This window comes from Winogradskyella sp. SYSU M77433, assembly GCF_029911945.1.
Lineage (GTDB): Bacteria > Bacteroidota > Bacteroidia > Flavobacteriales > Flavobacteriaceae > Winogradskyella.
In genome coordinates this window covers 576,173-589,074 of sequence record NZ_JARYTG010000002.1, presented here as the reverse complement: position 1 = coordinate 589,074, position 12,902 = coordinate 576,173, and the positions used below count along the sequence as shown (strand labels likewise).

The window sequence follows — 12,902 nt, the reverse complement described above, 5'->3', positions numbered from 1 at the left end:
ACACAAATCTTGTGTAAGACCTTTTATCAAAGTGAAATATATATTAATTGCCAGCTTGGCTACGTGCCTCATCTATCATCTCTTCACTTGGAAGTATAGCGATATTAACTCTTCTGTTTTTAGATCTACCATCAGCAGTGTCATTATTGTACATTGGTTGAGACTCGCCAAACCAATTGGTTGTAAATCTTCCAGAGCTTAATCCTTTACTTTTCAAATAATTGGTAACGGCATAGGCTCTATTTTTGGATAATTCCATATTGTAAGTTTCGCTACCTACACTATCGGTATGCCCAACAACTAAGATGTTTGTGTCTGGATATTCAGCAAAAACACTAGCTAACTTATCTAATGTGCTCTGAGAACTTGCATTGATGTTGTATTTATCTGTAGCAAAGTAAACACCACTTTGTTCATCAAAAGTCACAACAATGCCATCATCAACACGTTCAACCTGAGCTCCAGGTATTTCTTGTTCTATTTCTTGAGCTTGTTTATCCATTTTTTGTCCAATGAGAACACCAGCAGTTCCTCCAACAACTCCACCAATAACGGCACCAAGTTCTCCATTACCACCTTTTCCTACATTGTTTCCAATTATAGCACCTAATATGGCACCACCAGCAGCACCGATAACGGCACCTTTTTGTTTGTTGTTAGCATTGTCTACCGCTTTACAACCTGTAAAGACTAATAATATTGCAGCCATAAAAATGGCCATATTCGATTTATAATTTATAAGTTTCATAGTTTTAAATTTTTGTAAAATTCATATTGATTTGAATAGGCTTACCGTCTAAACTAACGGTTTGTTGCCATTGCATAGAAGTGTCGGTCAATGATGTTAACTTCATTCTAAAACCAACATTAGTTTCAGATTTTCCTTTTTCATTGGTAGGTTTTAAAAGGAAATCATAAAGCCCAGTAGTTTCGTCAACTTCATCTATTGTAAAAACAAAGTAACGATCTTGCATATCGCAGTTAGTTCCAGACAAAGTATAAAGTCCGGTGTTGTTATTTGGAATAAATTGCCACGAACTATTTTCGAAACAGTCTTTAGTAGCATCATTTAACAAAGTAATTCTTAAATCACCAATGGCAGATGAATTCACTGAAGTTAAAACCCAGTTGCCTTTAATGACCTTTTTTGATTCGCGAACCGTTTTTGAAGCTCCACAAGATAGGAGGCAAACAGCCACTAGTATTGTTATAAAATGTTTCATAATTTTTGAATTTGATGCTAAATTAATTATGAAACTTTTGGCTGAGTGATGCGATTCATTTAAATGTTAATTCAAATGAAATGCACTATTTATAAGTCGTTATTTATGTAATTTTAGTTGAATACGCTTTCTATTAACATCGACATCTAGAACTTTAACAATGATTTGTTGGTGTAGATGCACATGCTCGTTAACATCTTTAACGAAGTTGTCGCTAAGATTTGAAACATGTATTAAACCACTCTCTTTTATACCAATATCTACAAAGCAACCAAAGTTTGTAATGTTGTTTACAATACCTGGAAGTAACTGCCCTTCTTGTAAGTCATCAATTGTTTTTATATTCTGATTAAAAGTGAATACTTTGGCTTCTTCTCTGATATCTAAACCAGGTTTTTCTAATTCCGTAATGATGTCCTTTAGTGTAGGTAGACCGATAGTATCTGTATAATATTTTTTTAAATCGATACTTTGAAGAAGGTTTTTATTACCAATTAATTCTTGAAGCGAGACATTCTTGTCTTTGGTCATTTTTTTAACAATATCATAGCTTTCAGGATGAACGGAAGAATCATCCAAAGGATTTTTAGCATCTTTTATTCTGAGGAAAGCTGCTGCTTGTTCAAAGGCTTTTCCACCTAAACGAGGTACATTTTTTATGTCATTTCGAGATGAAAAAGCACCATTTTCACTTCTATGGGATACAATATTTTCTGCAAGTTTTGGTCCGATTCCAGATACATAACTTAATAAGGACATACTCGCTGTATTTATGTTTACACCAACGGCATTAACGCAATTCTCCACAACAATATCCAGTTGTTTTTGAAGCTTTGTTTGATCTACATCATGCTGATATTGACCAACGCCAATAGATTTAGCATCGATTTTTACTAACTCGGCTAACGGATCTTGAAGACGTCTACCAATAGAAACAGCACCTCTTACCGTAACATCATAATTAGGGAATTCATCTCTGGCAATCTTTGAAGCGGAATAAATACTTGCTCCAGCTTCACTAACCACAAATACTTGAACATCGGTTTTAAACTGGACTTTTCTAACTAAAGCCTCAGTTTCTCTAGAGGCTGTTCCGTTACCAATGGCAATAGCTTCAATTTTATGAGCTTCGGTAAGTGAAGCTATCTTTTTCATAGCGCCAGTTCTATCATTTTTTGGTGCATGAGGATAGATAGTTTCGTTGTGCTTTAAGTTTCCATTTTCATCAAGACAAACCACTTTACAGCCTGTTCTAAAGCCTGGATCTATAGCCAAAACACGCTTTTCACCAATAGGCGAACCTAATAGAAGTTGTTTTAAATTTTTAGCAAATACTTGAATTGCGGCATCATCTGCTTTTTCTTTGGCAATACCTAAAGCTTCATTACTTAATGATGGTAGCAATAAGCGTTTGTAGGCATCTGAAATAGCTAATTCAATTTGGTCTGCACAAGCATTATTACTTCTAATAATTTTATTATCGATACGTTCTAAGGCTCTATCGTTATCAATTTCGATTTTCACACGAATAAAGCCCTCACTTTCTGCTCTTAATATAGCTAAAAGGCGGTGCGAAGGGATACGACTTAAACTCTCAGACCAATCAAAGTAGTCTCTGAATTTCTGCGCTTTTTCTTCAGTTTCTTTTGCCTTAACGGCTTTAGTGCTTATTTGAGCAAAACGCTCTAACTGATGTCGTAAACCGTTTCTTATATCTACACGCTCGTTAATCCATTCGGCAATGATATGTCTTGCGCCTTCTAAAGCTTCATCTGTGGATTTTATGTCTCCATTTAGATATTTATAAGCTATTGATTCTACATCATTAGCCTTTTGGCTCATTATGATTTTAGCCAATGGCTCTAAACCATTTTTACGTGCAGTTTCTGCTTTTGTCTTCCGTTTTTTCTTAAAGGGGAGGTAAAGGTCTTCTAGTGTAGTTAGATCTTCAGCATTTTCAATTTTTTGTTTTAGATCTTCAGTTAAACTATCTTGTTCTTCTAAAGCTTTTAGAATAGATACTTTTCGTTTTTCTAAGGCTTCAAACTCTTCTTTATATTTTACAATTAACCCGATTTCTACTTCATCTAAATTACCTGTAGCTTCTTTTCTATAACGAGAAATGAAGGGAATGGTGCAATCTTCGTTGAGTAATTTTAAGGTGTTCTTTATAGATGTTTGTGATAATTGAGTATGGTTTTGAATATATGAAATCATAAAGAAAGTAAATGAAGTCCTGTAATTGTAGTAGGAAAAAGATTAAGTTTATATATTTATTTTCAAAGTTAAATATTGTATCAAATAAATAACAAATAGCATGAATAAAGAAACCATTAATCATAATTTTAAAGTTACCGAAAAGGGTTCTTTAGGGTTATTGGCTTTAGGAGATGTGGGCTTAAGAGCTTGGCGAGAGGTTAAAAAAGAAGCAAAATCAAAGAGACAGAATGAGCAAAAAAAATAAAGTCCTTTTAATAGGTTGGGATGCTGCTGATTGGCAGATTATAGGTCCGCTTTTGGCTAAAGGACAAATGCCAGCACTACAGCGATTAATAAATAATGGTGTGTATGGTAATATGGCAACAATGAATCCTCCATACTCACCGATGTTGTGGTCTACGGTAGCTACGGGAAAAACACCAGACAAGCATGGTGTTCTTGGTTTTATTGAGTTAATGCCAGACATGAAAGGAGTAAGACCTGTTACCGTAAATTCAAGAAAATCTAGAGCTATATGGAATATTCTACATAATCAAGGATTGAAAAGTAATCTTGTGGGTTGGTGGCCAAGTTTTCCTGCTGAGCCAATAAATGGTGTTGTGGTAACGGATAAATTTCAAAAAGTAAAACAAGACCCAAAAGCCAAAAACCCTGTGGTTAAAGGTACTGTTCATCCAGAAAGCTTAGTTAATGATATTCAAGATTTAAGAATGTTTCCTTATGAAATTACTGAAGCTCATATTTTACCTTTTATACCCAAAGCTGCGCAAATAAATCAAGATAAACATAAGGGTTTGCAATCGTTTGCAAAAATCATGGCTGAAAATAGTTCTGTTCATGCAGTAGCAACAAACTTACTTAGAACAACAGATTGGGATTTTATGGCAATTTATTATGATTTAATAGATCACTTTTGTCATGCCTTTATGAAGTATCATCCTCCAAAGTTAAATAGTGTTCCTCAAGAATTATATGATATTTATAACGAATGTATTATTAGTGCTTATCGTTTTCAGGATATGATGCTTGATAGGATTTTATCTCTAGTAGATAAAGATACTACAGTCATTGTGATGTCCGATCATGGTTTTGAATCTGGACATAAACGAATTGTGAAAATGCCAAAATACCCAGCAGCACCAGCTCTCGATCATAGACAGTTTGGGATTTTTGTTGCTTCGGGCCCAAACATTAAAAAGAGCGAAAAAGTTTTTGGACTAGGTCTTATTGATGTCGCTCCTACCATATTACATATGTATAATCTACCTATAGGTAAAGATATGGATGGTAAGGTAGCTTTAGATATATTTAAAGATGTTAAAGAACCTAATTACATTGATAGCTGGGAAAATGTAAGTGGTGATTTTGGTGAACATGACACCTCAAAAGAAGCAGACCAACTAAGTGATCAAGAAACTTTGGAACAACTTATAGATTTAGGTTATATAGAACGACCTGATGAAAAAATAGAAACAGCAGTATTAAAAACAAAATGTGATATTAAGCACAACTTAGCGAGAGTCTATTCAGGTAAAAAAGATTATGATAGAGCAAAAGAAATTTTACTGAATTTAATCTCAGAAGATTATCCTGTTTTCGAACAAGAAGAAATAGAAATTTTAAAAAAGAAAAAGGATTCTGTTGATGTTAAAGTAGGTGACTCTAAAATAGACGTCATTCCATTTTATATGGATCTTTTGTCTATAAGCATTGCTACAAAGGATTTTGACAAGGCGGAAATATACTTAAAAGAACTAAAAACAAGAGATAAGTATTTTGAGATAAACACCTACTTTTCTGAAGCAAAAATTTTAATTAATAAAGGGAAAGTTCACGAAGCTTTAAAGTTTTTAAATAAGGCGAAGAATAATAAACCAAATTCTGAAGTTTGGTATCAGATAGGTAATATTTATAGACAACTAAACGAATTTGAAAATGCCAAAGAGGCTTTTGAGAGTTCTTTGAAATATGAATCTGATAAAGCTAAAACACACCAAGCTCTAGCAGAAACGTACATTCGTTTAGGAGATTATGAAGAGGCCATTGATCATGCCTTTGTAGCTATAGAGTTAGTGAAATATTTTCCTAAAGCACATTATACACTCGGCGAAGCACTCGAAAAATTTGGTGATTTGGAAAATGCTAAAAAAGCATACGAAACAGCAGCAAAGTTGAAGCCAAAAACTCATTTTAGGGCAAAAACTGCTATTCAAAATATAAATCAGAAACAAAATTCCATTGATTTAACAGATAAATCGACATTCAAATATTTCGAAAATCAGATAGTTGTAGTTTCTGGATTACCTAGATCTGGTACATCGTTAATGATGCAAATGTTAGATAAAGGAGGATTAGAAGTTTTAACTGATAATAATCGTAAAGCGGACAAATCTAATCCTAAAGGGTATTATGAGTATGACCCAGTAATGTCAATTGCAAGAGATAATACTTGGATAGAAAAAGCACAAGGTAAATCTGTAAAGGTAGTTGCCCCATTATTGAAATATTTAGATCTAAAATATAGGTATAAGATAATTTTTATGAATAGAGATTTAGGTGAAGTTGTAAAATCTCAACAAGTAATGCTTGGTAAAGATCCTGAGGTTTTACCTACACGTCTTTTTGAAACCTATGAAAAACATTTAAATCAAGTTTCTATTTGGAAGGATAAGGAACCTCATGTAGAACTTATGTATGTCAATCACAAAGATGTGATAAACTCACCAAATGATATAACAGATGAAATCATAAAATTTTTAGGGCTTAAGCATATGGATACAGAACAAATGTGTGCTTGTGTTGACACCAAACTTTATCGCAATAGATCATAAAAAAAGTAACGGTATACTTTACCGTTACTTTTAATGAAGTATTTTTTAAACATTTTATAAGACTACTTTTTTCCTTAAAGTAGAATTAGATTCTAAAGTATTCAATTCTAAAATATAAATACCTGAAGCCATTTGGTTGGCTTCAATTACACTGGAGTTTACATTTTCGATTTTGCCATTGAGTAGCTGCTTACCTTCAATATTATATAATGTATATTCAGTGGCTTCTGTAAGGTTGTATAATCCAATAGATTTATTAAGCCCAACAACTCTAACATCTTGTATATCGTTAGAACTTACTCCTAGTGTTTGTTGACCTGCTTCTATACTTTCATCAACTGTAGTGTTATAGGCAAATTCTTTAATGGTCCATCCATTATCAAAAGTGGCATCTAACTTAGCCCATCCATAATGTATATTGCCACCAACTGTAAATCTCAATCCTAAGAATTTATCAGTTTCACTACACCAGTTTCCAAAATAACAAGTACTACTTGAGCCATAATTTAATGATTGATAACCGGCTGAAAAACCTTGGTTTAACCATGTGTTTTGTCCAGATGATATTACAGCACCACTTGAAAGTGCATAAGGATATACATAATTGTATGAAGCAGCACCAGACCCCAAAACGCTATTGCTAGCCGTCAAAGGCTCAATAAATAAATTGTATCCGCTTTGGTGCACTCTAAAATCATTTATAGCATCTTGGTTAAGGTCTAAGAAGAATTCATCACCACTGTTGCCCGAAAAATCAGGATCAACATCCGTAAATACAATTTGTCCACTTGCATCAGCTATACTCGCCATAGCGGCTGTTAAAGCACCATATTTTGCAAGTTGTTTTGATAATTTTAAAGATTTAGTAGTTTTTTTCATAGAAAGTAAAATTGGTTAACTGTTTGAATATACAAATTTTACGGTGAGATAATATTTTTTAGTTTTTTAATTTCAATTTTTTGGATTTTTATCAAAAAATACATTTCAAATTTTAAAAATACGCAGTTTATCGTATGGTTTGACTTGCGTTTGCTTTATAATTTTGGAGAGAACGAATACCTACAAAATGAAAAATGTAATTTACCTACTAGCTATTGTTTTTAGTTTTAATATCTATGCTCAAAAAATAGATTTTGTAAACGCTCCTCTAAATCCTATTGCTGTTAAATACAAGCGTGAGCATTTCAACTTACAGGGAGATGTTTATGGTTTTGGTCATCAAATATTTACCGAAGATGGCTATTTAATCATTGATAATAATGATGTAGGTTCTAAAGTTTATAGCTACGATAACAACAAGTTAATACATAATACTTATGGTGAAACCTATACATATAATGCGCAAGGTTATATAGCTGAGCACACTTACGCTTCATTAGGTGTAAAAACTTTAAAATTTCAATACAATTCCAAGGGTTTGCTAATAAAAAAGGAATATGTTAACAATAGTAGTATTACTTATGAATACGATGACTTAAATCGGTTAGTTAAGGAAACAAGTACATTAAATGTTATAAAAGAATATACTTATGAAAAAGTAGGAGACGAGCTTCACATTATAGAAAATAAAACCTATGGCACAGAAAAAAGTAAGCCTATTTTATATGTGTTTAAAAATGGAAATAAAATCGGGAGAGACAAATCAAGATTTGAGCTTGGGTACGACCAGTATGGAAATCATATAAATCCAGGTTTTAATCAAACGATTCTATATAGTGAAATTAAAAATAAACCAGAGTTATCCATTATTTATACCAAAAGTCCTTGGGGAATAGGGCCTATGTCCAACTGTAAAATATACATAAACAACAAACCAGTAACTTTTTTAAGTACTCGTTTAATTAATAAAGCAGATGTCATGGTTTACAATCCTTTTCAGGAAAACTACATGATTATTCGTAACGCGCTTGAAGAATCAAAATCTGGTAAAAAGCAGGTTTTTGAAACCGTATACCTAAATACAGCTAACTATCTACAAAGTACTGAAAACTCATATTATTTATTCCATAAGGGCATTAGTATTTCAAATAGAATGTATTTAAGAAATAATAGCTTAAAAGTTTATAACCAATTCAATAATCTTATTTGTTATGATGAATTTTTGGATAAAACGTTTTTTTTGAAAATGAACCCTAATGAAAAGTATTTTTTTTATCCATTAGAAGAATTACAATCTGAGGACAATATTTTCTTCATCATAAATGATGAAGCAAAAATTTTTGCTGAAAAAGGAATGGCTTTAAAAAATTCAGAGTACAGTTTCGCTTACAACAATAATGATTTTGTGCTTTTTAAAAACAAAGAGCCGCTTTACTATTTCCCAAACTTAAAAATTGCCGAAAAGGAAACCGTTCAACCAGGTAGAAAATATAATAAAGCAACGGATACCTATCAAATAGCAAAAGCAAACAGTGAACCTTCAACTAAAACATCAACCTGTCTATCTGGTAATTGTACCGATGGTTATGGTGAGGTAAAAACAGATGAATACATTTTAAAAGGCTTTTTTAAAAATGGAAAAGCTAATGGTTTTGGAAAGCAAACCTTTAACGATAACGCCAATTATTACGAAGGTCATTTTGTTGATGGCTTTAGAAACGGTTTTGGAATGTTTACTTGGTACGATAGAAAGGAATATTATATTGGAGAATTTAAGAATGGCACTTTTAACGGTTATGGTTATCTAAAAAAAGGTGGAGAGATTCTGCAAGCTGGCTACTACGAAAATGGAAAGCAAACAAGAAATATGATAACTGCAGATTTTAAAAATAAACGAGCTAACGGTAATTGTATAGGTAACTGTAGCAACGGATTTGGGTTTTATCAATTTTCAAATAGAGACACTTATGTTGGTTTTTTCACTAACGGACAAATAGATAAAGTCGGTGCTTATGGTTGGTCATCAGGTGATAGTTATATAGGTGAAATAAGCAACAAAAATTTCACAGGTCAAGGTGTGCAATATTACCAAAGTACAGGCACATTCTATTATGGCAATTTTACAAGTGGAATGCGTAATGGCCTAGGTGTTTATGTAAACAACGAAAAGCAAATAACCAGTAAGGGCTATTGGCTCAATGGTGTGCTTAAAACGACTTATTAATTAAAGCTTCAAGTTTTTTAATTCTATTCAAATAGAACTAATTCATAAGATTTGTAGTAAGGTTTGTAAAAACCAAAGAGTACCTTATTATTAAGAAAATAAACATTGTCGGCTTTCAGATTACTCATTCTATCTTTATACTTTGTAATCTTATCAAACACATTGTCTTTTATTTCTCCGTCAAGATGGTTGAATTCGCTATCGAACAAACATTCAATTCTTGTAGAACCTGTTGAGGAATAACTTCCAAAGGCAAATCCTGCAGGGTTGAAGCTCATTGTAAAACCACCAACTTGGTACATAGGAAAAGCACCAAAACCAGGCATCATCATTCCTCCGCCACCGGAAAGTTCAACAATACCTCCTATTGTAACTCTATAATTACCATTTTGAGGGTATACTGACACACCGTTATTTTCTTTGGATATTTTGCGTAAAAATTTTGATGTTTTTTCTAATTCTCTGGTATTACCAAAACTATAAACGGACCCTTCTTGTAAGATAGGGCCGTTTTTAAAATCTATAGTTTCATCTTTAGTAATAGAAAAGGACTTAATAACATTTTTGCTTTCAAAATCTTTTATTTCGAAATTTAAATATGAATTATTGGATGTTATTTGGGCAATCTTATCGTCAAACAAGTATGAATTACTTGTTTTTGGATTTAATTCTTGTTTAGTTTGAAATATTTTTGTGAATATAGGATCGAATTCAGGTGCCTTAAATTCTATGATTAAAGTATAATCTATATTGTCATCAAGTGTCCAAATAAATCCATCCTTTAATTCATACATTTTATATTCCTTAGAAGTAACAATTAAATTGTTAGGTAATTTATTGTTGACTTTTTGAAATTCTTCTTTAAAATGATTTTTCGAATTATTATTAACCCAGCTATAGTTGTCTTTAAGATCGTAAAAATCTTTTTTATACGAACCATCTAATAAGAATGTCCATTTACACAATTTATTTGTCTGGCTATTGTATGTAAACATATAGCATTTGTCTTCATGGCTATAGGTCTGTAGATAATAATCATACGGGTTTAATTTGAAACTATATTCAGTTTCTTCACTAATTTCTGTGTCAAAATCGAATAGTATACTTGCATATTTAGTATTCTTATTATTAGTTTCTAGCAGTCTTACTTTGTTGTTATTTACTATGCTGCCAATTATAGATTTATATTTTCGTTTTAATCCCTCAGAAGTTATTTTAGATTCTAGTAATCTATGATGGTTATATTTAAAACCATAAGTGACCTTTTCTTCTTCTAAAAATGTAAACAAAGAACTGTTAATACTATCTTCTATGATGGTTGCACTTTTAATATCATCATTAGATTCTTTATCCTTTATCTTAACTTCTAAATACCTTGTTTGAGCATTTATAAGATTTACAAATAGAAGAAGAAATAACAGTTTTGTTTTCATGATTTTAACTTATTTTTAGGCCATTATCGATTCCTTCAATATCAGGATTTACAAATACTAAATTACCACTTTCATCTTCGGTCATTAAAATCATACCTTGACTTTCTACTCCTCGTAATTCTCTTGGTGCTAGGTTAACTAAAACCGTAACGCGTTTGCCAACAACCTCTTCGGGTTTAAAGCTTTCTGCAATACCTGAAACAATAGTACGAGTATCAATACCTGTATCAACTTTTAAAACCAAGAGTTTTTTGGTTTTTGGCATTTTTTCAGCTTCGAGTATAGTACCAACTCTTAAGTCTAATTTTGTAAAATCATCAAAAGTAATTTCCTCTTTTTGTGGTTCTACTTTTTTATTAGCAGCTTCATTTGCTTTTTTATTGTTTTCTAATTTATCGAGTTGTTTTTGAATAGTTTCATCTTCAATTTTTGAAAACAACAACTGAGGTTTTCCTGTTTGTATGTTATGGCCAGCAGGAAGTAAAATATCTTTTGAAGCAATATCTTCCCAAGTCAATTTTGAATCAAGTTCAGAATGACATAAGATAGATTTTAATTTTTCAGACGTAAACGGTAAAAATGGCTCAGATAAAACCGCTAAAGCTGATGCAATTTGCAAAGCTACAAACATCACTGTTTTAGTGCGTTCTTCGTCTGTTTTTATAGTTTTCCAAGGCTCTTCATCTGCTAAATATTTATTACCAAGTCGTGCTAAATTCATAAGTTCTTGGCTGCCTTCTCTAAAACGGTAACGCTCAATAGAACTAGAAATGACATCAGGATAAGCTTTTAAAGCCGCTAAAGTTTCCTCATCTATAGCATTAAATTCTGAAGGAGTAGGAATTTCACCGTTATAATATTTGTTGGTAAGTACCACAACACGATTAATGAAATTACCAAAAATGGCCACCAATTCATTGTTGTTTCGTGCTTGGAAATCTTTCCAAGTAAAATCGTTATCCTTAGTTTCTGGTGCATTAGCTGTTAAGGCATAGCGCAAAACATCTTGTTGTTCTGGGAAATCTTCTAGATAATCTGGTAACCAAACCGCCCAATTTTTAGATGTTGAAAGCTTGTTGCCTTCAAGGTTTAAAAACTCGTTAGCAGGAACATTATCAGGTAGAATATACGATCCTTCAGCCTTTAACATTGATGGAAAAATAATACAGTGAAATACAATGTTATCTTTCCCAATAAAGTGCACCAATTTGGTGTTTTCGTCTTTCCAGTAATCTTCCCAATTCTTACCTTCTCTAGCAGCCCATTCTTTGGTTGAAGAGATGTAACCAATTGGAGCATCAAACCAAACATAAAGGACTTTGCCTTCACCACCTTCAACAGGTACAGGAATTCCCCAATCTAAATCTCGGGTAACTGCTCTTGGACGTAATCCGTCATCAACCCAAGATTTTACTTGGCCATAAACGTTAGGTTTCCAATCTTTTTTATGCCCTTTAAGAATCCACTCACGTAGAAATTCTTCGTGTTTATTTAATGGTAAAAACCAGTGTTTGGTTTCTTTTAAAGTTGGAGTGTTACCAGTAATGGCAGACTTCGGATTAATTAAATCAGTAGCGTTATGACTAGTTCCACAATTCTCACACTGGTCGCCATAAGCTTCTTCGTAACCACATTTTGGGCAAGTACCAATCACAAAACGATCAGCTAAAAACTGATTGGCCTTTTCATCATATAATTGCTCTGAAACCTCTTCAACAAACTCATTTTTATCATACAGCGTTTTAAAGAATTCTGAAGCTGTGTCGTGGTGAATTTTCGCTGAGGTACGAGAATAATTGTCAAATGATATACCAAAATCCTCAAACGATGTTTTAATGATAGCGTGGTATTTATCCACAATATCTTGTGGTGTTACACCTTCTTTTTTCGCTTTTATGGTAATAGGTACGCCATGCTCATCACTTCCGCAAATAAAAGCAACGTCATTACCTGTTAATCTCATATATCTGGCATAAATATCAGCAGGAACGTAAACACCTGCTAAATGGCCAATGTGTATTGGACCGTTAGTGTAAGGTAAAGCTGCTGTTATGGTATATCTTTTCGACATGTTTCAAGATTTATTTAAGGC

General features: G+C 32.6%; 9 protein-coding genes. 3 read left to right on the top strand and 6 right to left on the bottom strand.

The window, feature by feature from the left end:
• Nucleotides 1-43 precede the first annotated feature (43 nt).
• From QGM60_RS05935 to QGM60_RS05925, 3 genes are all read right to left on the bottom strand, one after another.
• Nucleotides 44-748 carry an OmpA family protein gene (locus QGM60_RS05935; protein ID WP_281139308.1) on the bottom strand — a complete coding sequence of 235 codons (705 nt, stop codon included), beginning with the start codon at nucleotides 746-748 and terminating at the stop codon, nucleotides 44-46.
• Between the two features lie 4 nt (nucleotides 749-752).
• Nucleotides 753-1,223 (bottom strand): lipocalin family protein, encoded by a 471-nt coding sequence (locus QGM60_RS05930; protein ID WP_281139306.1) that lies wholly within the window; start codon nucleotides 1,221-1,223, stop codon nucleotides 753-755.
• Nucleotides 1,224-1,322: 99 nt separating this feature from the next.
• Nucleotides 1,323-3,440, bottom strand: a complete 2,118-nt coding sequence (locus QGM60_RS05925) for a Tex family protein (RefSeq protein WP_281139304.1) — start codon at nucleotides 3,438-3,440, stop codon at nucleotides 1,323-1,325.
• A 100-nt stretch (nucleotides 3,441-3,540) separates the two neighbouring features.
• Here QGM60_RS05925 and QGM60_RS05920 point away from each other — a divergent pair, with 100 nt between their 5' ends.
• A complete protein-coding gene (locus tag QGM60_RS05920) occupies nucleotides 3,541-3,687 on the top strand; it encodes a hypothetical protein (protein WP_281139303.1) in 147 nt (48 codons plus the stop codon).
• A complete protein-coding gene (locus QGM60_RS05915) occupies nucleotides 3,671-6,274 on the top strand; it encodes an alkaline phosphatase family protein (protein ID WP_281139302.1) in 2,604 nt (867 codons plus the stop codon). Before QGM60_RS05920 ends, QGM60_RS05915 begins: the two co-directional genes overlap by 17 nt.
• A gap of 54 nt (nucleotides 6,275-6,328) precedes the next feature.
• Here the strand turns inward: QGM60_RS05915 and QGM60_RS05910 are convergent, their stop codons facing one another.
• Nucleotides 6,329-7,153, bottom strand: a complete 825-nt coding sequence (locus QGM60_RS05910; protein ID WP_281139301.1) for a T9SS type A sorting domain-containing protein — start codon at nucleotides 7,151-7,153, stop codon at nucleotides 6,329-6,331.
• Between the two features lie 187 nt (nucleotides 7,154-7,340).
• Between QGM60_RS05910 and QGM60_RS05905 the strand changes: the two genes are divergently transcribed.
• Entirely contained in the window at nucleotides 7,341-9,377 is a 2,037-nt protein-coding gene (locus QGM60_RS05905; protein WP_281139300.1) for a hypothetical protein, read from the top strand.
• 23 nt (nucleotides 9,378-9,400) lie between these two features.
• On the opposite strand, the gene QGM60_RS05900 is transcribed toward QGM60_RS05905, so the two are convergent.
• Entirely contained in the window at nucleotides 9,401-10,810 is a 1,410-nt protein-coding gene (locus tag QGM60_RS05900) for a hypothetical protein (protein ID WP_281139299.1), read from the bottom strand.
• Between the two features lie 4 nt (nucleotides 10,811-10,814).
• On the bottom strand, nucleotides 10,815-12,881 hold the full coding sequence (metG, locus tag QGM60_RS05895) for a methionine--tRNA ligase (RefSeq protein WP_281139298.1): 2,067 nt from the start codon (nucleotides 12,879-12,881) through the stop codon (nucleotides 10,815-10,817).
• Nucleotides 12,882-12,902 lie beyond the last annotated feature (21 nt).